The sequence below is a fragment of the Prevotella sp. 10(H) genome (assembly GCF_000711235.1).
Taxonomy (GTDB): Bacteria; Bacteroidota; Bacteroidia; order Bacteroidales; family Dysgonomonadaceae; genus Dysgonomonas.
In genome coordinates this window covers 57,089-81,541 of record NZ_JOMI01000004.1, presented here as the reverse complement: position 1 = coordinate 81,541, position 24,453 = coordinate 57,089, and the positions used below count along the sequence as shown (strand labels likewise).

The following is a 24,453-nucleotide window of genomic DNA, read 5'->3' as shown; positions in this document are numbered from 1 at the left end:
TTATATTTGTATTAAGGCCAAAATCGTAACAAATAAACAAATTACATATTCTGACCTATTTATTACATATTTAACTATAAATGTTAATTCTGTTTGATGCTTTAAGTTAAAAGCATTACTTTCAGCCTCATATTGCACAACAAGAAATGATTTTCCCAGAGAAATCATAATAATTTGACAAATAAAGAAAAAACGAAAGCATAAACAGCTTTCACATATTATATGTACGCATAGCCTGCGGCATATCAATCTTAAAACAGATATATCGAGACAACAAATTTTTACAAATTATGAAAACCAAAAGACAAACAAAACTGCGGCTATTGTTCAAAATTGCCTTTCTCTCTTCAGTTATTAATATTAATGCTCAGGTAACAATCGGATCAGATCTAGAACCGAATGATGGGACTCTGCTCGACATGAAAGAAAGCATACCGCTGGCGGATAATACAACATCGACTAAAGGTATTATATTGCCACGTGTATTTATTTCCAAAGTAAATCCGGATACACATTCTACACTGGCTGCTTCGATAGGAGCCAATTCGGAAAGTTATGATATGGGTGCCCATACAGGGCTTACAGTTTATAACTTAAACAAATGCCTGAAAAATACATTTAAGGCTGTGGTTGCTGACGGGGCATATGTCTGGAGTGGTGAAGAATGGATTAATATGAGTCCGGATGATATGTTTAGAGATATAGACGATGCACCGGCAGACGCATCTACTTGGGGTGCACAGGTTTTACGTCATTACGACCAGTCGGTTCCGAAAGCAAGAGTTTTTTATTCTGCGGATTTTGGTGCGGCAGGACGGTGGATGATTACAAATCTGGCTGCAAACAGGTTCGATCCGGTTCGTACACCTGATGCTGAAGATCAGATAATTAAGACAGAACTACCGACAAATTCAGCAACTTACAACGATCATAATGATCCTGCGTGGTTTTATCCTTATGGGAATGGATCTGAAAATGGTGATGATGCTACTATATTTAACGGAAATAATCTATTAGGATTAATGTATAACTGGCATGCTGCTGTAAATTCCAAAGAAGCTATATTGGATGAAGCTGGTCTAAATTATGGGGAATCAGTCAATGACGCTTGGACAACGGTTACAGTAAATAAGAGACAGGGGATTTGTCCTAATGGTTGGCATTTACCTACCGACTATGAATGGACAGAACTGGAAAACGAAATGATCCGTAACACATCAAAATATAGTGACAGTCCGGATATATATAATTCGCCTGCAGATTTACTACCCCAAGACAATAATCAGTATCCATATCGCGGATTGCACGGGCGGGCAATGAAAGGAGTGTGTGAGTCATATGAAGGAACTTCTACAGACGGTATTTCAAATAGAGGAACATCCCATCATCCCGTGAACAATGGGTTCTCTATAAATCTAGTATTCGGATCAGGGTATCGGGAATATGGTGTCGGTACCGGATTTTGGACAAGCAGTCCGAAAGATAATTCCAACATGTGGTCTCGTAGTCTTATTTACGCCAGCAGTGGCGTGGATAAGGGCTATGCATTAAGTGGAAGTAATCTTTCTGTCAGATGCAAGAAAGATTGAGATAAATTATTATTAAAGGAAGGAGCGTGATTCAATACTGCATACAATTCGCAAATAAATGTAGTATTGAATTTCCTTTTTTATTCAAGTGTTATTCGCTTTACCTCAATTTCTTTATTAAGAAATATAGTGGCCGCCTCTGAGAATTTCTGTGGAGATTCGGTAGTAAAATACTGTGTGATTCCGTTTTTTGTACATATGCTATCCATCTCCGGATGACGAAACAGATAGTCTTTCAGGCTTTCTGCCACATATTTTCCCTGAGGCAGGGCTTTGACGCCTGCAGGCAGGAAAGCTTCTATCTTATTTAATAGTAGGGGGTAATGGGTACAGCCAAGTATAAGAGTATCTATTTGAGAGTCTTTAGATAAGATATTATTAAGATTCTTCTTTATAAAATAATCTGCCCCTTCATTCTCATGTTCCCTGTTCTCGACTAATGTAGCCCACATAGGACAGGCTTCACCTGTAACTTTAATGTCAGGAAAAAACTTATTTATTTCTATCGGGTAAGATTCGGATTGTATTGTTCCCGCTGTACCGAGTATGCCGATATGCCTGCTCTTTGTAACCGAGCCGATAATCTCAGCTGTAGGACGAATAACGCCTAATACTCTTTTGTCGGGATGAATATGTGGTAAATCTTTTTGCTGGATTGTTCGTAAAGCTTTTGCCGAAGCTGTATTACACGCCAGAATAATCAGGTTGCAACCCATATCGAACAGTTCGAGGACTGCTTGTTTTGTAAATTCGTATACTATATCGAAAGATCGCGGTCCGTAAGGAGCACGGGAATTATCTCCCAGATAGCAATAGTCGTATTCGGGCAACAATGCCTGTATCTCAGAAAGTATGGTCAGCCCTCCGTATCCCGAATCAAAAACGCCTATTGGTCCCGGTTTCAACATAATATTGTGTTTATACAAAAAATGCTTCCTTTATCCAGAAGCATTTATATTGTTCTATATTCTGATTAATTCTATTTTACTCCCAGTTTCTGTTTTACTAAAGCTGTCGCATTTGTAGCATCCGGGGTAACAAAAGCAATTGCCGGATTTGCCAGATCGTAAATGCAGACAAATCCCTGTTCCATTCCCACCTGATAGATAGCATCCTTAACTTTCTGACGTAAAGGTGCTATCAGTACCTGTTCCTGATTCTGGATATCGTCCTGTGCCACTTTCATAAAGTTATTTATCTGACGCTCCAGTTCGTACAGTTCCTGCATACGGCGGAGACGTACATTCTCTGCCATAGAGTTCTGATAGGATATGAAATCGGAATATTTTTTATTATAGTCGTTCTGCATTACCTGCAGTTCGTCTTTATATTTCTTGTTCAGGTCATTGATAGTCTTCGATGCAGCCACCTTTTCAGGGATGGTTTCAAGCAATTCATTCGAATTAACAAAGGCTATTTGTTGTACAGACTGCGCAAATGTATTTCCCGCAAATAGAACCGAAAGGGCAAATATGGAAATTAGAATAATTCTTTTCATCACGATAATTGCTGTTTTGTAGTATTACAACTTTTGAAATCTGACGAAGAAACCGGCTTAACCTTCAACCTGTTGATAGTTGTGTGTTTCGGTGGTATGGTTAGTACCACCGACTTTCAAGGCAAGATTGCTTGTCAACAACTATCAATTGGTTTTCCTTAGGTTATTTTGTATTGGATGCAAAGATACGTAATATTTTGAATATTACAATGTTTTCTTCACTTCAATTTCTTCAAACGGCTCAATTACGTCGCCTACTTTTATATCATTATAATTATGAATGTTCAATCCGCATTCGTAACCGGATGCTACTTCTTTCACATCGTCTTTGAAACGTTTGAGGGATCCCAGTTCACCGGAATAGATTACGATACCGTCGCGTATAAGGCGTATCTTGTTAGCCCTCTTGAGCTTACCTTCTTTGACCATACATCCGGCAACAGTACCCACTTTGGTAATTTTGAATACTTCGCGAACTTCAACGTATCCTGTTTGTACTTCTTTGATTTCAGGCGATAACATACCTTCCATCGCAGATCTGACTTCCTCAATCGCGTCATAAATAATAGAATACAAGCGGATTTCCACTCCGTCTTTGTCAGCAGCCCTGCGTGCTGCCTGTGACGGACGTACCTGGAATCCAATGATAATAGCATCGGATGCAGCTGCAAGAACGATATCCGATTCGGAAATCTGACCTACAGCCTTGTGTATCACATTCACCTGTATTTCTTCTGTAGATAATCTTATCAATGAGTCGGATAGCGCTTCTACCGAACCGTCCACATCTCCTTTGACAATTACATTCAACTGCTGGAAGTTGCCGATAGCAATACGGCGACCTATATCGTCCAGAGTAAGTATTTTCTGTGTACGGAGTCCCTGCTCACGCTGTAACTGTTCACGTTTTGTAGCAATCTCACGGGCTTCCTGTTCTGTTTCTAGTACATGGAATATATCTCCCGCCTGAGGCGCTCCGTTCAGCCCTAAAATAAGTGCAGGAGCAGCAGGTGCGGCAGCCTCGATGTTTGCATTACGCTCATTGAACATTGCTTTCACACGTCCGAAATATGTTCCCGCAAGTACAATATCTCCTTTCTTCAGTGTTCCGTTCTCTACAAGTACTGTAGACAAGTAGCCACGGCCTTTGTCGAGAGACGATTCGATAACCGAACCTGTAGCACGCCTGTTTGGATTTGCTTTCAGATCGAGTAATTCTGCCTCGAGCAAAACTTTTTCCAACAGTTCATCTACCCCAAGTCCTTGTTTTGCGGATATATCCTGTGACTGGTATTTACCTCCCCAGTCTTCAACAAGATAATTCATTCCGGCAAGGGTTTCTTTTATCTTTTCAGGGTTTGCTCCCGGTTTATCTATTTTGTTTATCGCGAAAACGATAGGTACACCCGCAGCCGAAGCATGGTTGATTGCTTCTACTGTCTGTGGCATGACATTGTCGTCTGCTGCAACAATAATGATCGCTATATCCGTAACTTTCGCACCACGTGCACGCATGGCTGTAAAGGCCTCGTGCCCCGGAGTATCGAGGAATGTGATACGTCGTCCGGATTTTAGCTTCACGTTATAAGCTCCGATATGCTGTGTAATACCTCCGGCTTCTCCGGCGATAACATTCGTTTGTCGGATATTGTCAAGCAATGAAGTCTTACCGTGGTCGACGTGTCCCATGACTGTTACGATAGGAGCGCGTGGTTCCAGATCTGCTTCGTTGTCTTCCTCCTCGTTTATAGCTTCTACAACTTCAGCACTTACATACTCAGTTTTGAAGCCGAATTCTTCAGCAACTATATTGATAGTCTCAGCATCGAGCCGCTGGTTTATCGATACCATGATGCCGATACTCATGCAAGTGGAAATTACTTTCACTACCGGTACATTCATCATATTGGCCAAGTCGTTGGCTGTAACAAACTCTGTAATTTTCAGAGTTCTGCTTTCCTGTTCCTGTAATTCCTGTTCTTCCTGTTGCCTTTGCGAAACGGCGTCACGTTTCTCTTTTCTGTATTTAGCTCCTTTATTTTTACCTCCTTTTCCGGTCAGGCGGGCCAGAGTTTCTTTTATTTGTTTCTGTACGTCTTCCTCATTTACCGCTTGTTTTATGACCGGTTTACGCAAATTGTGCTTCGACCTGTCGCCTCCGCCATGATGAGGTCTGTCGGTACCTTGTGGAGGAACGCCTTTTTCAATATCGACTTTGCCTTTTTTGATACGGTTACGTTTCTTTTTGGCAGCATCGTCATTGTCATCGGTGCTGGCTTTTCGCTTTTTAGCCTCTTCGTCCGTTTCTTTTTTCAGCAGACGGACAGTATTTTCCTTAACCTTTTTCTGATCTTGCTGTTCTTTTTCAAGACGTTCTTTTTTCTTTTCCGCTTTTGTCTTTTTAGCAGGCCGGGTTTTATCGTTAATCGAGCTAAGGTCTATCGATCCTTTGACTACGATATTCGATTTTATAACAGTTTTGTTGAGTCGGAACACATTTTCAGAATCTTCTTTTTCTTCTTCAACATCCTGTGAAACAACCGGGGCGGAAGCTACCGCCTCTTCTTCTTTTTCTTCTTCTGTTATCAACACTGGTTCTTCTTTTTCTTCTTCTACAGCCTGTACCGGTTCAGGAATTTGTTCTTCCTGTTTTTCTTCAACGACCGGTTCTGTAGGTTTGATTTCAGGTTCGGGCTGAACCTCTTCTTTAGGTTCTGCTTTTTTAGGTTTATTGAGTGCATCCAGATCAATCTTGTCCACCACTTGTACATGAGGCTTGAATGAATCCGGTATTTCAGTCTTTATTTCTTCCGGTTCTTGTTGTTTAGGTGCAACTTCTTCAACTTTTACCTGTGCCTGCACTTCTTTTTCCTTCTCCCTCTCTCTTTCCTTTTCCTTGCGGCTGTTGAGTAAAGCCTCGAGATCGGCACTGTTGCCAAATTCTTTTACAAGCAATTCATGTTGTTCACCGTCAACTTTAGTATTAGGATTTGATTCTACGTCAAATCCCTTTTTGTGCAGGAACTCAACAAGGCTGCTAATTCCTACATTCAAATCTTTGGATATCTTTATTAATCTTATTGACATATTTTCTTTTTAATTCTAAAAATGGACAGTGAACTCTGTAATATTGCTTAATCTGCATAAATGGTAATTCAGCCAGGCGAACTCGAAATACAAAAGTATTAAGAAATCAGTGAATAACCAAATCAGGACTGACTTTCGTCGTCAAATTCTGCACGCAGGATTTCTATTATTTCATCCACTGTGTCTTCTTCAAGGTCTGCCTCCTGAATCAATTTGTCTCTATCGGCAGTTAACACATTTTTAGCTGTTACACAGCCAATTTTTTTCAGCTGGTCGATAACCCATCCGTCGATTTCGTCACGGAATTCATCCAGATAGATATCTTCCTCGTCGAAGTCGTCTATATCGCGGTATACATCGATTGTATAGCCTGTAAGCATACTGGCCAGTTTTATATTAAAACCTCCTTTACCGATAGCCAGTGAAACTTCTTCAGGGCGTAGTAATACTTCAGCCCGTTTTTCTTCTTCGTTCAGTTTAACCGATGTTATTTTAGCCGGACTAAGTGCACGCTGAATGAAAAGGCTTGTATTAGGCGTATAGTTTATGATATCGATGTTTTCGTTGCGCAACTCACGAACGATGCCGTGTATACGCGAACCTTTCATACCTACGCAAGCTCCTACCGGATCGATGCGGTCGTCGTATGATTCTACGGCTACCTTGGCTCTTTCGCCCGGTATGCGGGCTATATTTTTTATCGTTATAAGTCCGTCGTTTATTTCTGGTACCTCGATTTCCAGCAATCTTTCCAGAAAGACAGGAGAAGTACGTGACAAAATAATTTTTGGATTATTATTTTTGTTTTCTACTTTTTCCACTACGGCACGCACGTGCTCGCCTTTACGGAAAAAGTCGCTTGGTATCTGTTCTGTCTTAGGCAAAAGAAGTTCTTCTTTTTCGTCGTCAAGAAGCAATATCTCTTTTTTCCATATCTGATATACTTCACCTGATACGATTTCTCCGATTTTTTCTTTATAACGGTTGTAAAGGCCTTCTTTTTGCAGTTCAAGTATTTTGGAAGTCAATGTCTGGCGTAGGTTGAGGATAGCGCGGCGTCCGAAATCTTCGAAGAATACTTCGTCTGTCACTTCTTCGCCAACTTCAAAATCTTCATCTATTTTTCTGGCCTCAGTAAGTGATATCTGCGTATTTTCATCTTCGAGTTCGTTGTCCTCAACAATAGTGCGGTTGCGCCATATCTCAAGGTCACCTTTGTCGGGATTGATAATTACATCATAATTGTCGTTCGAACCGAAAAGCTTCGCAATCACATTACGAAAAGAGTCTTCGAGAACGCTTATCATTGTCATCCTGTCGATATTCTTCAGTTCTTTAAATTCTGAAAAAGTATCGATCATACTAATAACTTCTTTCTTAGCCATAACAGTTATTTAAATCGTATTAAGTATTTTGTATATTTTACATCATTATAGGCAAAGGGAAGGTCTTCTTCTATTGCCACTTTCTTTTTTGCTCCCTCGGGCTTTACCATTTTTGTAATGGTAACTACAAACCCGTTATCGTCGCTGCTTTTTAGTATCCCTGATAGTTTCTGTCCTGCTTTAGTCAGTACTTCAACTTCATTTCCTTCGTTTTTCTTGTACTGGCGGGGGATTCTGAAAGGAGATGTGATTCCGACAGAACCTACTTCAAGTTCGAAATCTTCTGTATCTCTGTCTAGTTTCGATTCTATCATCCGGCTCAGAGAAATACAGTCGTCTATGCTGACACCTTCCTCGCTGTCGATTTCCACAACTATTATATTACCCGGTCTGATAACAATATCTACCAGAAACATCTGAGTGCCCAGCAGAAATTCATCGACTATATCCCTTAAAAAATCTTTATCTATCATTTGCTTTATCAACAACAAAGAGGAAGCCACAGCCTCCTCTCCCTCTATTTTCCGGATACAAAAGTAGTAAAAATAATTTTTTATACCAAATTTTGTATGTAAATAACTTATTTGTTTATAAATACTATACTTTATAGTGATATTATTACGTTCCTGTTTGTGTTCTGTTGACAGCTTTCACCCCTTTGATTTTGGCAATACGCGCACAAAGGGTTTGTAAGTCATTAACATCGTGAACATAGACAATGATTTTACCGTCGAAAACTCCGTCATTCGATTCTATAGTCATTCCTTTGATATTCAAAGAGCCTGCCGTAATCACTTTGGTTATATCATTCAGCATTCCCAGACGATCAATTCCTGTAACCATAATAGTAGACACAAACGGAAACTGTGTATAACTTCCCCATTCCAGATTGACAATCTTGTCGCCATGACTGGCTTTTAATTTTAAACCGACAGGGCAATTGATTATATGTACATCCACTTCGTTGTCATCGGTAAGATAACCGAAGACCTTATCTCCCGGTATAGGATTGCAACATGATAGTATCCTGAAATTTTTATTGAAAGAATCTTCTTCTAATAAGTAAGTTTTTTTAGGATCGATCTGTTCATATTCAACAGGTTTCTCAAGCTTATCTTTATCCGATTTTTTCACAGCATGAAAGGCTTGCTTCATATATTTCAGCAAAACACTATCGGAATTTTGTTTCTTTAAAGTGAGTAATTTTTCAATCTTCTGAGGCAGAGATATATCGCGGTTGCCAATAGCATAGAATAGTTCTTCTTTGGTTGGTTTCTGATAATAATCCATTATCTTGTCCAGAATGCCGGGTGTTAATTCGACAGAGGTGCCTTCTACAGCCTTATATAACAAATCTTCTCCTTGTTTGGCTATTTCTTTTTTGTGTTTCCGCAGGGCGTATTCTATTTTAGTGCGCGCTTTGGCAGTCGTTACTAAACCTAGCCATTCAGCTTTCGGAGTTTGGGATTTCGATGTTAAGACTTCGACCTGATCCCCGCTGTTGAGTTTCTCGCTAAGTGGAACTAATTTGTGATTGACTTTTGCACCGATGCAATGGTCTCCGATATCGGAATGCAGATCGTATGCAAAATCGAGAGCGGTTGCTCCCTGTGCCAATGTGCGGATTTCTCCTTTCGGAGTGAATACGAATATTTCTTGTGAATAGAGATTGAGTTTTATTGTATCGAGGAAATCCATAGCATTTGGGCTGGGGCTTTCCAATATTTCTTTAATTGTTTTCAGCCATCTGTCCAGTTCTGTGTCTTCCTCTATCTTACCTTCTTTGTATTTCCAATGGGCGGCGAATCCTTTTTCAGCTATGTCGTCCATCCTACGGCTACGAATTTGTATTTCTATCCATTGCCCGTCGGGGCCCATTACGGTAAGGTGCAGAGCCTGATATCCGTTTGCCTTAGGTCGGCTGACCCAGTCCCTGATTCTGTCGGGTCGTAGTTTGTAGATATCCGTTATAACAGAATAAATATCCCAACATCGTTTTTTCTCATCTATACCGGGTTCGTTTTCAAAGATTATGCGGACGGCAAATATGTCATATATTTCCTCAAAAGGTACTCCCTTTGCCTGCATCTTGTTCCATATAGAATAAACCGATTTTTCGCGGGCTCTTATTTCATATTTGAAATCTAATTCGTCGAGTTTTTCAACCACCGGTTTTGCAAAATGCTGGTATATATCCGAACGGAGTTTATAACTCGATTCTAATTTGTATTGTATTTCTTTATATACATCGGGGTTTTCCCATCTGAAACTCAACTCTTCGAGCTCTGTTTTAATAGCGAAAAGACCAAGACGGTGGGCGAGGGGAGCATAAATATACATTGTTTCGCCCGCTATCTTATATTGCTTTGCCGGAGCCATCGCTCCTAATGTTCGCATATTGTGCAGCCTGTCGGCAATTTTTACGAGAATCACACGTATGTCATCCGACATGGTGAGTAGTAATTTGCGGAAATTTTCAGCTTGAGCTGAAACATTCTCGCCAAACATGCCACTCGATATTTTTGTCAGGCCGTCTACAATCTGGGCGATCTTATCCCCAAACAGCATTTTTATGTCATCTGTCGTATACTCGGTGTCCTCGACTACATCATGTAATAAAGCAGCGCAAATGGATGTAGAACCCAATCCGATTTCGCCGCAGACAATGCGGGCAACGGAAATAGGATGCAAAATATAGGGTTCTCCCGAACGCCTGCGCGCACCTTTATGAGCCTCTTTTGCAAAAAGAAAAGCCTTTGTTATTATCTCGACTTTTCGCCTGTGGTTTGTTTTCAGGTAATCGTCGATAAGAGCATTAAATTGTTGCTCTATTAAAATATCATCCTGAGTATGAGTATCCTCTTTTGCCATAAGTTTTGAGTAAGGTAACAAAAATAGTAAAATCAATTTTAATTAAGAGCAATATGCTACATAATAAAATTGATTTAACTATTAAAACGGTTGTTGTTCATTCAACTTTTGGATGTGAACGATGTCTTGTCCGAAGAGGCCTGTGCCCCCTCGTTAGTTCCGTCAGAGGCATTCTGTTCGGGGAGTAAAATCAGAAGCCGTTGCCCTACTTTCGCCATATTAGAAGAAAGCTTGTTCCATGTAATGATGTCTTTTTTTGTGACATTGTAACGGGCAGCGATTTGAGTAATGGTTTCCCCTATTTTTACTTTATGATAGATAATTTTAGAGACGTCGGAGTCTTTCCTGTCCGAGTCGGAATCGGTTGTGGATATTCTCACACGCGGCAAGGTAGATTCATCCCTGACTATTTTCTTCAGATAGCCGTCTATCAGATCGGCTGTATATGTAGAGTCTATTATCACTATCGGTAATTCAGGTTCAGGCAGTTTTATAGGTTCCTGTACTTCTACGTATTCGATTTTCTCTATTTTGAGACTTTTTCCTGCTATTAGTTTATTTGTTTTGTTCCAGCCTTTCAGTTCCGATACTGTTACACCATTTTTTTTAGCAATACGTGGCCATGTGTCCCCTTTTCGTATTTTGTAATAGGATGTTGTTGTTTTAGGAACAGAAACGGTTTTTGTCAGTCCCGAGTAAACAGCTTTATCAGTTTCGGAATTTGTGTCGTTTGTGGCTAATAAAACTTCATCTGATTTTTCTTCCGGCCTGTATATTTTTAATCTGCGTCCGACAGAAAGTTTATTGGATGACAAATTATTCCATTGCTTGATTTGGCTGGATGTTACTCCGTACTGGCTTGCCAAACGGGCTAAAGTGTCGCCTCTTCTCACTCTGTGAGTGACTGCGCTACCTGCCGGCCTGTTTCCTCCTACGACATCTACTCCCGCTATTTTGCGATGAGTAAGATATTGATCGGCTTTATAGGTATATATATCGTCTTTTTTGTCGAGGAACAACGATAGTTTATCGATAGGCAGATTTAGAGAATAGTTCTTATAAGAGCCGGGTATGATGTCGCTTTTAAACTGAGGGTTATATTGACGCAAATCATCTACCGATACATTCAGATTATCAGCTATTTGCTGGAAGTGAACATTTTTGTCTATCATCAGAGAATCTATGGAAGCCGGATTCTTGCATTCTGCCGGGCATATATTATGCTCATTATAATAGTTCATAATATATGTCGCTGCAATAAATGCCGGAACATATCCTCTTGTTTCTCTCGGCAGGTAAGGATAAATCGCCCAGTAGTCGGTTTGCCCGCCGCTACGGCGTATCGCTTTATTTACATTACCGGGGCCGCAGTTATAAGCAGCGATTACGAGATTCCAGTCTCCGTAAATTGCGTATAAGTCTTTCAGATATCGGGCCGCGGCATCTGTAGATTTGTGCGGATCGCGGCGTTCGTCCACAAGGCTGTTTATTTCCAGATCGTACATTTTGCCCGTAGGCGCCATGAACTGCCAAAGTCCGGTAGCTCCTGCTCTTGAACGGGCTATCGGGTTAAGGGCTGATTCAATAATCGGCAGGTATTTGAGTTCCAATGGTAATCCTTCTTTATCCAATGCCTCTTCGAACAGCGGGAAATAATATTTAGCCTGTCCCAGCATATAACTGACCTGATTTCGACGGCGTCCGGCATACATTTCTATGTAGTCGCGTACTACCGGGTTGAATGCAAGTTCCATTTTTGTGGGCAGTGAATATAGTCTGTTCACGTATACCGAATCATTGAATGATACTGCGCTGTCGTCAGTCGAACGGCAATCGTCGGCATATTTTACATTGTTGCTCCAGTTGGTGAGTAGTTCGTCATAGTTGCGCTCCATATCAGCCGGAAATACAATCGATTTGTCTGTAATTGTATCACGCGGCGCTAATTCCCTATGACCGGACTGTCCCGACACGATAAATGTGCAGGATAGGAAAAGCCCTGTGAATATTAATTTCTTCAGCATAAGTGTCCTTTTATGGTATGGGCATTGAAGTCCGTGTAAAACGGATTTACAGCCTTATTAAAAATTTATACTACATTGAAGCCCGATAGAGGCTTTGGAATAGGATGTAGGAGGCCAGAAGACCGGTGCTACTCTCATAGAGAGGTCCGGGGACATGTCAAAATCATATAATTGTGCATCCACATATGCATCTATCATACACAAAGCATATACTCCTATAGCGGCAATAATAGCCAGATCTCTGTTTCTGCGGTAAAAGTCTTTCTTTCTCCTCAGGGCATCCTGCAGTCTGTCTCTACCGTAATCGTCAACTGTCATTCCGCTGGGTAAATAATTGTTATAACTGGTACCCGATCCTGTAACCAAGTCTCGGAAGGCCTGATTATAGTCATTATATACCCGTCCGTTCCATGTTATCGCATAGGTAATTCCTAAGGCTCCACCGTATACGATAGGTAATTTCCAATATTTACGATTATAAAATTGTCCTAATCCCGGAAATATAGCCGAATAGATTACTGCTTTTTTCGAATCTGGCTTAAAAACCGGTTTGTCTATCAAAATGACCGAGTCGGCCAATACTACATCTTTCACATCGAACAGAGGCTTCACTGTATCGACGGGCGTGCGTTTGTCTTCCCATTGAGGTATCGAATCCTGTGTCAGAGGCTCTTGTGCGTATGAAAATGAGAGAATTCCTCCCAAGATGCACCAAAAACAAATTAAAAAACCTCTGCTCATATATATTATTACGGAAAATACCTCCTTTTATTTTTTCAACTGATCAAATATCGCTATTATTCTTTCCAGGTCTTCTTCCGATTTGAACGGAATACTTATCTTCCCTTTTCCCTGTTCATTACATGTTAATTGTACTTTAGCTGAAAAGAATTTCGACAGATGATTTTTCAGTATTTCAAATTCTTCGGGTGTAGCCTTCTTTACTCCCGATCTTTTAACGGTTTCTATTACTTTTTCTTCTTTTAATAAGTCTTCCAGTTTTTCACCTTTAGCTATAGCCCTCACGTATTCCTCTACTTTTCTTACCGATAAGCCTTCTTCGATAATGAGTTCGTAGACTTCAAGCTGTGTGGGTACATCTTCGAGTGTGATCAGAGTACGGGCATGCGCCATATCTATTTTTTTATCCCTGATGCCCATCTGTATTTCGGCAGGCAATTTCAAAAGACGCAGATAATTGGCTATGGTAGTCCTTTTCTTACCTACACGTTCACTAAGACGTTCCTGGGTAAGATCATAAGTTTCTATAAGATTCTGATATGCCAAAGCGATTTCTATGGAGTTGAGGTCTTCACGCTGTATATTTTCGATCAGCGCCATTTCCATCACCGTTTCGTCTTCGGCTGTGCGTATGTAAGCAGGAATAGCCTTCATGCCGGCAAGCATCGAAGCACGGTAGCGGCGTTCACCTGCTATGATTTGATATTGGTCATTCTCTACTTTACGCAATGTTATAGGCTGGATAACTCCGATCTGACGGATAGAGGCAGCCAGTTCCTGCAAGGCTTCCTCGTCGAATACATGACGGGGCTGTCCTGGATTGACCTGTATCTTTGATAACTCTATTTCGTTGATCGAAGATGAACCTTCCGTTTTTACTTCATCAATGGTGATAAGGGCGTCTAACCCTCTTCCTAAAACCATTTTTTTAGCCATAGCAATGCATTAAGAATTTAATCAGAGCGGCAAAGTTAAGAATTTTTCTCAATAAGTTCTTTTGCTAATTGCATATGATTTACAGAACCTTTCGATGCAGCATCGTAAACAAGTGCAGGTTGTGCAAAGCTTTGCGATTCGCTAAGTTTTACGTTCCGCTGTATGACAGTAGTGAAAACCAGTTCCTGGAAATGGCTTTTCACCTCTTCGTATATCTGGTTTGCCAGACGTAGGCGGGCGTCATACATAGTGAGAAGGAAGCCTTCTATCTCTAGCGCCGGATTAAGTTTATTTTTGATTATTTTTATTGTATTCAGTAATTTGCTGATACCTTCTAGTGCAAAATATTCGCATTGCACGGGAATGATTATAGAATCAGCAGCTGTGAGTGCGTTTACGGTTATCAGTCCCAAAGAAGGGGAACAGTCGATCAGTATATAGTCGTATTCAGTCTTAAGCGGTACCAATACTTTGCGTAGCTGTTTTTCTCTGTCTTCAACATTCAGCATTTCCAGTTCTGCACCTACCAGATTGATGTGAGAAGGAATTATATCGAGTCGTTCTATTTCGGTCGGTATGATTGCTTCTTTCGGGGAAGCGGTACCTATCAAACATTCATAAATGGTTTTCCCCACTTTCTTTATGTCGACACCCAGCCCAGACGAAGCGTTGGCTTGCGGATCGGCATCTACTACCAGAACTTTCTTTTCGAGTGCAGCTAATGATGCAGCCAGATTTATTGTAGTTGTTGTCTTTCCTACGCCGCCTTTTTGGTTGGCTAATGCGATTATTTTTCCCATAAAAAATTACCTATGTTTTTTTTCGATGACAAATTAAACAATAAAAAACAGGATGTGAATGTTAAATTTGTGTAACAATACCTTTCTTGTTGAAAAGTCAATATGATTGTTAATAAATAATAGTCTGTATTTGAGTACAATTTTACGAAAAAATCCTGATATTAGCGACACTTCGGCCTCAAATTGCTAATATCTCCCTCACATTTCTCAGCCAGTTGTGATAATCGAAGCGTGCTACAGCTTCTTTTAATTCTGAACTGTACTTTACAGAGAGGCTATGATCGTCCAGTACCGATTTCATTCCCTTATATACTCCTTCTGCGCTGTTTTCGACCAGAATACCGTATTTCCCGTTATCGACAATGTTGCGGGGGCCGCCGCAATCGGTTGTTATCACGGGTGTACCGATAGCCATCGATTCTAAAAGTACTAATGAGAAGCTTTCCCTTTCGGATACGCATAAAGACCAGTTACATTGCAGTATATAAGGAAAAGGGTTTTCGATACGTCCTTTTAATGTAATCATGTCCGATATTCCTTTTTGGTTCAGTTCGTCTTTCATTGCCTGATTATCCATGCCGTCACCTATTATATATGTATGAAAATCGTAGCCATCTTCTTTCAGGCGCATAATACTATTGATAAGCCTATCAGTTCTTTTCTCCGGCGAAACACGGGTAATGAGAATGAAATTGATTTTATCATGTGATATATCGATGATTGATTCTTTAGCTTTTTCTTTTACCTTACTCAGGTCGATAGCATTATAGAGTACCTGTATACCCTGATTTGGTGTCTTTTGGTTGTGTAAGACAGATATATACGCTTCTTTGGCTGCATCGGAAACACATATCACTTTATCGAAGTTATTGTATGATTGCTCTACCCGCTTCAGTTGCTTTTTATTAAGCCAAACGGAAAATTTCTCCCTGAAAGAATTAGCTTCGTATTTTCGTTTGTATAGAATGTTATGAATCCACAGTATCTTAGGTATACTCATTTTTGCGAATATACGGGCCGAGAATGTTTCTTTGAAGCATACTATCTCATCATAATCAGATTCGGAAATGCCTTTTTGTTTTGCGAAGAAGCGGGGGAAGAAAATCATAATGTTCTCCCATATCTTTTTTACAATATGCGAAGATTTCTTTGTGTAAACATATTTAATGGAGACGGCAGGCGAAATCTTATCTATAAGTATATTTTTTTCTGAAGCTTCAGGCAACAGAAGAGTAATGTGCGCTTCTTTTGACAGATTATTCAGCAAATCCACAAGCAGAACTTCTGTTCCGCCCATTTCAAGACTATCATTAAAAAACAGGATGCGTTTCATCATATTATTACCCTGTTGTCAGGAGATTATTTTAGCCACACTTTCCACCCAATAATCTTTATCGTTGAGGCATGGTATAAATGTCAGCTGCGAACCTCCATGTTTTATAAACAATTCTTTTGCCTTTATATTTATATCATAAAGCGTTTCCAGATTGTCGGCAGCAAAGCCCGGCGCTATAACCAATAACTTCTTGGCACCTTCCTCGGCGAGTTCTTTTATTGTATCGTTCAGATCAGGCTCAAGCCATTTACTACCCATTGCCGAATGGTACACCTGACGGGTCTTTTTTCCGTCCAGTTCCAGTTCTTTTATTATCAGACGCACTGTTTCTTTTGTCTGGTATACATAATCGAATTCTTTTCCTTTCCTCCACCCTGCGTCCACATGGGAAAGTGGCAGGCTATGGAACGTAAAGATAAGTTTATCGAAATTATCAGCAATATAAGGCTTTATACTTTCTGCCAGCGCTGATATATATGCCGGATGTTTGTAATATGGCTCTATAAATTTAAGCCGGAAAGGATAAGCCCGTTTGAAAAAGGTGTTGCCCACGGCATCCACCACCGTTTTATATGAGGATTCGGCATATTGGGGAAACAACGGAAAGACAATAACCTCATGCAGCCTGTTATTTTTCGACATTAACTTTTCCAATGCGAGTTGTACGTCCGGTTGCCCGTATCTCATGGCTACTTCGACAGGCATTTTAGTTAGTTTTTCCAGTTTCTCTGCCAGTGATTTTGCATAATAAAGCAGGGGAGAATCTTTTTGTCCCTGTGGCCATATCATTTTATAGTGCGCGGTAGAACTGAACTGCCTAAACGGAACAATTATGCCTTTGACAAGAATGGGGCGAAACCAGTCGGGAACCGTCATCAGATACGGGTCGGAAAGCATCTCACTGACGAATGCTTTTACATCCGTCCGTGCGCATGTTTTCGGACTTCCTGTATTTACTAATAATACCCCTTTCATAATTGTATAAAATGCAGATACCACAGATTCTCTTTATCTGAAAACTTGTGGTATCTGTAAAATATTATTTTAAATTCACATCATACATACGTTTCCAGTAGCAGGACATTCCCTTCCGGACTTATAGTGACACTATTAGTATCGGCAGGGATAAGAATAGTTTCACCTTGTTTCACAGATAAATCATTGCCTTTATCATCTCTAACGGAACAGGCACCACCCATGCAAATATAGGCTACAAAAGAATCTATACTGCTATAATCCCTTGTTATATCTTTTGTCAGCTCCAAAAGATTCGTAGTGAAATATTTGCACGATTCGAGTTCAACTGGCTGGTTTTCTTTACGTGTATATGAATTCTGATAATTATTGTATAATTTGAAATCTATTGCATCTTTTGCCAGTTCGGTATGCAGTTCACGTCCGTTACCATTGGCATCCTTGCGATTGTAGTCATAGATGCGATAAGTAATATTGGAAGTTTGCTGTATCTCGGCGATGAATGTTCCCGCACCGATAGCATGCACACGTCCGGCAGGAAGAAAAAATACGTCACCCGCTTTAACATCATGCTTTGCCAGCGAATCTACGAAAGTATTGTCCTCGATACTTTTTACATACGAATCAGGCGTCATCTGTTTTTCAAATCCGGAGTACAGGAATGCGCCCGGAGCAGCATTTATAACATACCACATTTCGGTTTTTCCGAACGAATTATGTCTTTTCTTTGCCAGTTCGTCATCCGGATGAACCTGAATGGAAAGATTATCGCGTGCATCGATAAATTTGATTAGTAAGGGAAAAGTAGTGCCGAAAGTTTCGAAATTCTTTTTACCTACCAATTGTTCTTTATATGTGTCGATGATTTCAGTAAGACTTTTGCCGGCAAGTTCTCCGTTGGCTACTTCTGAAACATTGCCCTCTACGCTGGATATTTCCCAGCTTTCGCCGATACCGTCCTGTCCGGGAGTTATTCCTTTAAATTTACATATCTCATCTCCTCCCCAGATTATCGACTTGAGGATAGTCTTAAATTTTAATGGATATAATTTCATTTTATTATAATTACTGTTTGGTTAAAAATTCATTTGCAAAAGTAATCAAACTTTGTTGATTTAAATACTTCTCAGTTCTCAAACACGGTATATATCTTAATTGTTTAGATAAAGAAGCTTTAAAGCAGAAAAACGGACTGAAAGCTAAATGTTCCGGTCCGTTCCCCTTTATATTATTTTTTAATCCATTTTCTTTAACACAAAAGATGTGCGGGCCGGAATATACAGCTTCAGCCACCCTTTTCCGTCTTTATGGTAAAGGCCGTCATATATGGTAAAGTGTTCTACCGTATCGTCGATCAGCCCGTTACCTCCAAAAGTTTTGGAATCGCTGTCTAATACAACCTGATATTTACCTTCGGGGGCAAGGAATCCGTAATCGTTGAAGGACTTATGAGGATTGAAGTTAAAGACGAATATCAGATTATCCCGCTGATAAGCCAATACTTGATCTTCATCCTTATCCCACAGTTTGACAATTTTAGTTTGCTCGAAATGTTTTACCGAAGAAATAAGAGAAAGCATTGCCTTGTCAAAATCTCCTAAATAATGATATTTCAGGTCGTGGTTATCTGCCAGCCACCACTGCCTGCGCGCATATTTATACGACCAGCCGTTACCCTCGCGTGGAAAATCGATCCATTCGGGATGTCCGAATTCATTTCCCATAAAGTTGAGGTATCCTCCGTTAATAGTAGACGACGTAACAAGGCGTATCATCTTATGCAAGGCAATTCCCCTGTCTGTCAGATAAGAACTTCCATAATGTTTCGACATATACCAGTACATATCTGCATCTATAAGGCGGAATATAATAGTCTTGTCACCTACCAAAGCCTGATCATGGCTTTCGGCATACGATATTGTCTTTTCGTCGGCGCGCCTGTTAGTCAGCTCCCAGAAAATGCTTGTCGGATGCCATTCTTCGTCTTTTCTTTCTTTGATTATCTTAATCCAGTAATCCGGTATATTCATTGCCATGCGGTAATCAAAGCCGTAGCCGCCATCTTTTATTTTCGCTGCCAGTCCCGGCATCCCGCTCACTTCTTCGGCAATGGTTATTGCTTTCGGGTTTACTTCATGGATCAGTTTGTTGGCAAGGGTCAGATAGCTGATTGCATCTTCATCCTCATTACCGTTAAAATAATCCTGATATCCGGTAAAATTATCGCCCAGTCCGTGGCTGTAATAAAGCATAGAGGTCACTCCGTCGAAACGGAAACCGTCAAATTTATATTCTTCTAACCAATACCTGCAATTCGATAATAGGAAATGTACAACTTCGTCTTTTCCATAGTTAAAGTTGAGCGAATCCCAAGCCGGATGTTCGCGTCTTGCCCCTTCATGGAAGTATTGCGAATATGAACCGTCGAACCGTCCGAGGCCTTCCACTTCGTTTTTTACTGCGTGCGAATGGACTATATCCATAATTACCGCTATACCCATACCGTGAGCATCATCTATCAGTTGCTTTAACTCGTCCGGGGTACCGAAACGTGATGACGCAGCAAAGAAGCTGGAAACATGATAGCCGAAAGAGCCATAATAAGGATGCTCCTGAATGGCCATTATCTGGATTGTATTATATCCGTCGTTTTTTATACGTGGCAAGATATTCAGTCTGAACTCTTCGTATGTGCCTACTTTTTCAGCTTCGGCAGCCATACCTATATGGCATTCGTAAATCAGAAGCGGGTCTGTTTTAGGCTTGAATGTTTTCTTTTTGAATTCGTAGGGTTTCTCCGGACTCCATACCTGCGCACTGAATATTTTGGTTTGTTCGTCCTGTACGACACGGGTTGCCCACGCCGGAATGCGTTCAGCTTCGCCCCCGTCCCAACAGACTCTGAGTTTGAATAAATCGCCATGTTTTATTTTATTCAAAGGAAGTTTTAACTCCCATTCCCCATTATCTTTTTTGTTGAGTTTGTACTCATCTTGCTTCTGCCAGTTGTTGAAATCGCCCACCATATATATTGCTGTCGCATTTGGAGCCCACTCTCTGAAAACCCACATGCGCGCCTTTTTGTGCAGGCCGAAATAAAGATGCCCCGATGCAAAATCGCTCAGGGAACGTTTACCGTTATCAGTGATTTCGGCTTCCTTTTTCAACACATACTTATAGCGTCCTTCTATCGCGTCGGTATATGGTTTTAACCATTGATCGTTCTTTATCAGTTTAAGCATAAGCGGTATATTATGAGTTTAAATTCTGGGTTATGGTTATTAGTTTCCACAAAGGAAACATTATGAACGGAAAGCGGTCAATACCTTATTTTTACGACTACTTTCCTTATTTTCCCTTCTCCGATGCAAGGGGCGTGCCCGTCCTGCGGGAAAAATATGACGAAATTACCGGGTATAGCGGTTATTTCTGTCGTTGCTTTATCTTCGAAGAATTGGATATCCTTATAATTATCGAATACATCCTTTTCTTCATTTAATTCAGTACGGCTTTTCCAGCCGTAAGTCTCAGGTTTGCTGACAGGAATTTGTATATCTATATATTTATTATGGACTTCGATTTTGGCATCTGTAGAAGCTTTCATATCACTGTCGCTGATTATTGCGAAGAGGTCTTCGCCTTTAAACTCAATTTTGCCGTTTTCCGCTTTTATGAAATCGCCGGATTTTAAATATTCGAATGCCTCTTTAAATAAAGGATGCAGATTATAGTATGCTTCTGCATTTTTTAAATTGTCGATTATCATAACATCTTTAGTTTTTGTACTTATCCGGCGTTACGCTGATAAGGAACAGATATTTACCGGATTCATCCCCAAACCGGTATTGTACTGTAACTTCCTTCTCTTTGAAGAAACGCATATCGGGACTTGTCTTTACAAGGCTGATGATACCCGGTTCTAAATTCGATTTGAAAAGGGTCGTATCCGTTACTATCAGGTCTTTATTTACAGTTTGATAGTATCTTATACTTTTTTCTCCCACTACAGCGCAGCTATCTACACGGGTATACTCGTCCAATTGTTTCGGGCATTGTTTATTGATCTCTTTGACGATTGTTTTCAATTGACTGTTCAGACTGTCAGAGCAATTGGTAAGTACCAAAACCATGACCGACATAATAAGAATATATACTATCTTTCTTTTTGATAAATTCCCCATGCATTCTGTATATTAATCACTACAAGTTTAAGAAAATTAATCGGATTTTTGGCCAATCCTGTCGTTTTTCTTATTCATATCAGCAAATAGTTTTAGCCTGAAGCAAATTTTACCTAATTTTGTCGAAAATCAGATCATTCACTAAACACTACTGTATGAAGAAGTTTCTATTTATTTTTAGTTTTATAATTATGGCATATTCTTGCAATACAACGGGTACCAAGGATACTACGGACAATCCTTTCTTCTCGGAATTTCAGACGCCGAACGGGGTTCCTCCTTTCGATAAAATAAAGGTAGAGCATTATCTTCCTGCTTTCGAAGAAGGTATGAAGCGACAGTCAGCTGAAATCGATTCTATAATAAACAATCCGCAAGCTGCTACTTTCGAAAATACAGTTGTGGCATTAGACGAAACAGGCAAGATGCTCAGCCGTGTTTCCTCCGTATTTTCGGCTGTATCGGGAACCTGTTCCGACTCTACGATGCGCGCTATCGAAAAAGAGATTTCGCCGAGATTGACAGAACATGGCGACAATATAAATCTCAATGAAGATCTTTTCAAGCGGATTAAAACCGTTCATGACGATACCGCTAAAGTAGCAAAGCTAAACACGGAGCAGAAAATGTTGCTGGATAAGTATTACAAGGGTTTTGTGCGTTCGGGTATTCTTCTCGACGGATCGAAACAGATGCGTCTGCGCGAGATAAATAAAGAGCTTGGCCTTTTAGGGCTTTCTTTTGCTCAGAACCTATTGAAAGAAACCGACGGATACCAACTTGTTATCGATAAGAAAGAAGATTTATCCGGATTACCGGAAGATATCATCGCTGCTGCAGCTAAAACGGCTAAGAATAAAGGCATGGACGACAAATGGGTATTCACTTTGAGTAAGCCTAGCTGGGAACCATTCCTGCAATATGCTGATAATCGTTCGCTGAGAGAAAAACTATATAAGGCCATGTATTCACGTGGCGATAATGATAACGAAAACGACAACAAAGATATCATAAAGCAGATGGTAGCATTGAGGCTTGAAAAGGCAAATATTCTGGGCTTCAATACACATGCCGATTTTGTTCTGGATGAAAGGATGGCCAAGACTCCTGACAATGTAATGAAACTGCTTAACGATCTGTGGAAATACGCTCTGCCTCAGGCAAAGAAAGAATCAGCCGAATTACAGGCGTTAGCAAAGAAAGAGGGACAGGACATCAAACTGGAATCGTGGGACTGGTGGTACTATGCCGAAAAGCTCCGTAAACAGAAATATGCACTGAATGAGGATGAAATCAAACCTTATTTCCAAGCCGATAATGTGCGTCAGGGAGTATTTGCCGTAGCAAATAAACTTTATGGAATCTCATTTAAGCAGATTACCGATGTGCCCGTTTACCAGAAAGATGTGAAAGCGTATGAAGTAAGCGATGCCGACGGTTCACTTATCGGTGTTATTTACTTCGACGATTTTGCCCGTGAAGGAAAGCGCCCGGGTGCATGGATGAGCAGTTTCCGCAAGCAGGAAATATATAAAGGAAACTTTGTGCATCCCATTATTTATAATGTAGGTAACTATAATCCTCCGACTGACGGAAAACCTGCATTGTTGACTTTAGATCAGGTACAGACAATGTTCCACGAATTCGGTCATGGTCTGCATGGCTTATTGTCGAAATGTACTTACAACGGTCTATCGGGAACTGCGGTTGCGCGCGACTTTGTAGAATTGCCTTCACAGGTAATGGAGCATTGGGCATTCGAGCCGGAAGTATTGAAAATGTACGCTAAGCATTACGAAACCGGAAAGGTCATTCCTAATGAGTTGATACAAAAGATAGAGAACTCATCTAAATTCAATCAGGGCTTTATGACAACCGAACTTGTTGCTGCTGCTATTCTGGATATGAAATGGCATACGATAACAGCTACTCCGAATTTCAACCCGCGTAATCAGGAAGGAGTGAAAGAATTGGATGTCCGCAAATTCGAACAGGATGCAATGAACGAAATCGGTCTTATATCAGAAATCATCCCAAGATATAGAAGCACGTATTTTAACCATATCTTCGGAAGCAGCAGTGGATATTCTGCCGGATATTACAGCTATCTATGGTCGGAGGTTCTCGATGCCGATGCTTATCAGGCTTTTGTTGAGAAAGGGAATATCTTTGATCAGGCAACGGCAAAATCATTCCGTGAAAACGTACTTTCTAGAGGAGGAACTGATGAACCGATGACATTGTATAAGAATTTCAGAGGAGCAGAACCGAATCCGGTTTACCTGTTAAAGAACAGAGGGTTTGTAAAATAGTTATAGGTTATAAATTATAAGTTATGAGTTTTTTAGTGTGCAGATAGACACATTGTTAACTGATAACTGTTGACTGGTAACTGTAATTTATTATCTTTGCAACTCGAAAATTTATAAACCAAACATACAATAATTTAATGGCAACAACAGCAGATATAAGAAACGGTATGTGCATCGACATCGACGGGCAATACTATGTTATTATCGAATTCCTTCATGTAAAGCCGGGTAAAGGCGCCGCTTTTGTCCGCACAAAAATGAGGAGTGTAACTACAGGACGCGTACTTGAAAGAACATTCAATGCCGGGGTGAAACTCGACGAAGTACGTATCGAAAGACGTCCTTACCAATTCCTGTATCAGGATGATATGGGCTATAACTTTATGAATACCGAAACGTTCGAACAGATTTCCATTTCCGGAGATATGATAGACGGGGTCGCTTTCCTCAAAGAGGGAGATATGGTAGAAGTGCAGGTACATGCCGAAACGGAAGCAATATTGACAGCGGAAATGCCTCAGAATGTTGTTCTCGAAGTAACTTATACCGAGCCGGGAATGAAAGGTGATACTGCTACCAACACATTGAAGCCTGCAACTGTAGAAACCGGAGCAGAAGTTCGCGTGCCGCTTTTTATCAACGAAGGTGATAAAATCAAGATTAGTACAAAGGACGGCTCGTATGTAGAGCGTGTTAAAGCTTAAAGATAAATCTTAAT

Annotated in this window: 19 protein-coding genes and 1 pseudogene; 3 read left to right on the top strand and 17 right to left on the bottom strand. The window is 40.5% G+C overall.

Features of this window, described 5'->3' with window-relative positions; translation table 11 throughout:
* Positions 1 to 290 precede the first annotated feature (290 nt).
* A complete protein-coding gene (locus tag K348_RS0109620; protein ID WP_029904761.1) occupies positions 291 to 1,589 on the top strand; it encodes an FISUMP domain-containing protein in 1,299 nt (432 codons plus the stop codon).
* A gap of 80 nt (positions 1,590 to 1,669) precedes the next feature.
* On the opposite strand, the gene murI is transcribed toward K348_RS0109620, so the two are convergent.
* The 17 genes and pseudogenes from murI to K348_RS0109540 all read right to left on the bottom strand — a co-directional run bounded on the left by murI (position 1,670) and on the right by K348_RS0109540 (position 21,423).
* Positions 1,670 to 2,497, bottom strand: a complete 828-nt coding sequence (gene murI / locus K348_RS0109615; protein ID WP_029904760.1) for a glutamate racemase — start codon at positions 2,495 to 2,497, stop codon at positions 1,670 to 1,672.
* Between the two features lie 71 nt (positions 2,498 to 2,568).
* Complete coding sequence (locus K348_RS0109610) at positions 2,569 to 3,087, bottom strand: OmpH family outer membrane protein (protein WP_029904759.1); 519 nt, start codon at positions 3,085 to 3,087, stop codon at positions 2,569 to 2,571.
* Positions 3,088 to 3,291: 204 nt separating this feature from the next.
* Positions 3,292 to 6,174, bottom strand: coding sequence for a translation initiation factor IF-2 (gene infB, locus K348_RS0109605; RefSeq protein WP_029904758.1), 2,883 nt, complete (start codon positions 6,172 to 6,174; stop codon positions 3,292 to 3,294).
* A 122-nt stretch (positions 6,175 to 6,296) separates the two neighbouring features.
* Complete coding sequence (nusA, locus tag K348_RS0109600; protein WP_029904757.1) at positions 6,297 to 7,559, bottom strand: transcription termination factor NusA; 1,263 nt, start codon at positions 7,557 to 7,559, stop codon at positions 6,297 to 6,299.
* A gap of 5 nt (positions 7,560 to 7,564) precedes the next feature.
* Entirely contained in the window at positions 7,565 to 8,032 is a 468-nt protein-coding gene (rimP, locus tag K348_RS0109595) for a ribosome assembly cofactor RimP (protein ID WP_029904756.1), read from the bottom strand.
* Between the two features lie 145 nt (positions 8,033 to 8,177).
* Positions 8,178 to 10,430, bottom strand: a complete 2,253-nt coding sequence (locus K348_RS0109590) for a bifunctional (p)ppGpp synthetase/guanosine-3',5'-bis(diphosphate) 3'-pyrophosphohydrolase (RefSeq protein WP_029904755.1) — start codon at positions 10,428 to 10,430, stop codon at positions 8,178 to 8,180.
* A gap of 101 nt (positions 10,431 to 10,531) precedes the next feature.
* Positions 10,532 to 11,119 carry a LysM peptidoglycan-binding domain-containing protein gene (locus K348_RS19560; RefSeq protein WP_369793891.1) on the bottom strand — a complete coding sequence of 196 codons (588 nt, stop codon included), beginning with the start codon at positions 11,117 to 11,119 and terminating at the stop codon, positions 10,532 to 10,534.
* A gap of 78 nt (positions 11,120 to 11,197) precedes the next feature.
* Positions 11,198 to 12,451: pseudogene (locus K348_RS18405) on the bottom strand (transglycosylase SLT domain-containing protein); the annotation flags it as partial.
* 60 nt (positions 12,452 to 12,511) lie between these two features.
* A complete protein-coding gene (locus tag K348_RS0109580) occupies positions 12,512 to 13,195 on the bottom strand; it encodes a DUF5683 domain-containing protein (protein WP_029904753.1) in 684 nt (227 codons plus the stop codon).
* Positions 13,196 to 13,222: 27 nt separating this feature from the next.
* Positions 13,223 to 14,131, bottom strand: coding sequence for a ParB/RepB/Spo0J family partition protein (locus tag K348_RS0109575; protein WP_029904752.1), 909 nt, complete (start codon positions 14,129 to 14,131; stop codon positions 13,223 to 13,225).
* 35 nt (positions 14,132 to 14,166) lie between these two features.
* Positions 14,167 to 14,931 carry a ParA family protein gene (locus tag K348_RS0109570; RefSeq protein ID WP_029904751.1) on the bottom strand — a complete coding sequence of 255 codons (765 nt, stop codon included), beginning with the start codon at positions 14,929 to 14,931 and terminating at the stop codon, positions 14,167 to 14,169.
* 178 nt (positions 14,932 to 15,109) lie between these two features.
* A complete protein-coding gene (locus K348_RS0109565; protein WP_231496767.1) occupies positions 15,110 to 16,267 on the bottom strand; it encodes a glycosyltransferase in 1,158 nt (385 codons plus the stop codon).
* Between the two features lie 15 nt (positions 16,268 to 16,282).
* On the bottom strand, positions 16,283 to 17,242 hold the full coding sequence (gene hemH, locus K348_RS0109560) for a ferrochelatase (protein WP_029904749.1): 960 nt from the start codon (positions 17,240 to 17,242) through the stop codon (positions 16,283 to 16,285).
* An 80-nt stretch (positions 17,243 to 17,322) separates the two neighbouring features.
* The gene (locus K348_RS0109555; protein ID WP_029904748.1) at positions 17,323 to 18,297 is read right to left on the bottom strand and encodes a type I phosphomannose isomerase catalytic subunit; all 975 of its coding nucleotides are present in this window, start codon (positions 18,295 to 18,297) and stop codon (positions 17,323 to 17,325) included.
* 180 nt (positions 18,298 to 18,477) lie between these two features.
* Positions 18,478 to 20,484 (bottom strand): alpha amylase C-terminal domain-containing protein, encoded by a 2,007-nt coding sequence (locus K348_RS0109550; RefSeq protein WP_029904747.1) that lies wholly within the window; start codon positions 20,482 to 20,484, stop codon positions 18,478 to 18,480.
* 77 nt (positions 20,485 to 20,561) lie between these two features.
* Entirely contained in the window at positions 20,562 to 21,008 is a 447-nt protein-coding gene (locus tag K348_RS0109545) for a YhcH/YjgK/YiaL family protein (protein WP_029904746.1), read from the bottom strand.
* A 7-nt stretch (positions 21,009 to 21,015) separates the two neighbouring features.
* Positions 21,016 to 21,423 (bottom strand): hypothetical protein, encoded by a 408-nt coding sequence (locus K348_RS0109540; RefSeq protein WP_051697751.1) that lies wholly within the window; start codon positions 21,421 to 21,423, stop codon positions 21,016 to 21,018.
* A gap of 155 nt (positions 21,424 to 21,578) precedes the next feature.
* Between K348_RS0109540 and K348_RS0109535 the strand changes: the two genes are divergently transcribed.
* A complete protein-coding gene (locus K348_RS0109535) occupies positions 21,579 to 23,735 on the top strand; it encodes a M3 family metallopeptidase (protein ID WP_029904744.1) in 2,157 nt (718 codons plus the stop codon).
* Positions 23,736 to 23,872: 137 nt separating this feature from the next.
* Positions 23,873 to 24,439 carry an elongation factor P gene (efp, locus tag K348_RS0109530; protein ID WP_029904743.1) on the top strand — a complete coding sequence of 189 codons (567 nt, stop codon included), beginning with the start codon at positions 23,873 to 23,875 and terminating at the stop codon, positions 24,437 to 24,439.
* The last annotated feature ends 14 nt before the right edge of the window (positions 24,440 to 24,453 follow it).

Bases quoted from the DNA above. Each gene is read 5' to 3' on its own strand.
- K348_RS0109620 (WP_029904761.1), top strand. From the start codon at position 291: ATGAAAACCAAAAGACAAACAAAACTGCGGCTATTGTTCAAAATTGCC.
- murI (WP_029904760.1), bottom strand. From the start codon at position 2,497: ATGTTGAAACCGGGACCAATAGGCGTTTTTGATTCGGGATACGGAGGG.
- K348_RS0109610 (WP_029904759.1), bottom strand. From the start codon at position 3,087: ATGAAAAGAATTATTCTAATTTCCATATTTGCCCTTTCGGTTCTATTT.
- infB (WP_029904758.1), bottom strand. From the start codon at position 6,174: ATGTCAATAAGATTAATAAAGATATCCAAAGATTTGAATGTAGGAATT.
- nusA (WP_029904757.1), bottom strand. From the start codon at position 7,559: ATGGCTAAGAAAGAAGTTATTAGTATGATCGATACTTTTTCAGAATTT.
- rimP (WP_029904756.1), bottom strand. From the start codon at position 8,032: ATGATAGATAAAGATTTTTTAAGGGATATAGTCGATGAATTTCTGCTG.
- K348_RS0109590 (WP_029904755.1), bottom strand. From the start codon at position 10,430: ATGGCAAAAGAGGATACTCATACTCAGGATGATATTTTAATAGAGCAA.
- K348_RS0109580 (WP_029904753.1), bottom strand. From the start codon at position 13,195: ATGAGCAGAGGTTTTTTAATTTGTTTTTGGTGCATCTTGGGAGGAATT.
- K348_RS0109575 (WP_029904752.1), bottom strand. From the start codon at position 14,131: ATGGCTAAAAAAATGGTTTTAGGAAGAGGGTTAGACGCCCTTATCACC.
- K348_RS0109570 (WP_029904751.1), bottom strand. From the start codon at position 14,931: ATGGGAAAAATAATCGCATTAGCCAACCAAAAAGGCGGCGTAGGAAAG.
- K348_RS0109565 (WP_231496767.1), bottom strand. From the start codon at position 16,267: ATGATGAAACGCATCCTGTTTTTTAATGATAGTCTTGAAATGGGCGGA.
- hemH (WP_029904749.1), bottom strand. From the start codon at position 17,242: ATGAAAGGGGTATTATTAGTAAATACAGGAAGTCCGAAAACATGCGCA.
- K348_RS0109555 (WP_029904748.1), bottom strand. From the start codon at position 18,297: ATGAAATTATATCCATTAAAATTTAAGACTATCCTCAAGTCGATAATC.
- K348_RS0109550 (WP_029904747.1), bottom strand. From the start codon at position 20,484: ATGCTTAAACTGATAAAGAACGATCAATGGTTAAAACCATATACCGAC.
- K348_RS0109545 (WP_029904746.1), bottom strand. From the start codon at position 21,008: ATGATAATCGACAATTTAAAAAATGCAGAAGCATACTATAATCTGCAT.
- K348_RS0109540 (WP_051697751.1), bottom strand. From the start codon at position 21,423: ATGGGGAATTTATCAAAAAGAAAGATAGTATATATTCTTATTATGTCG.
- K348_RS0109535 (WP_029904744.1), top strand. From the start codon at position 21,579: ATGAAGAAGTTTCTATTTATTTTTAGTTTTATAATTATGGCATATTCT.
- efp (WP_029904743.1), top strand. From the start codon at position 23,873: ATGGCAACAACAGCAGATATAAGAAACGGTATGTGCATCGACATCGAC.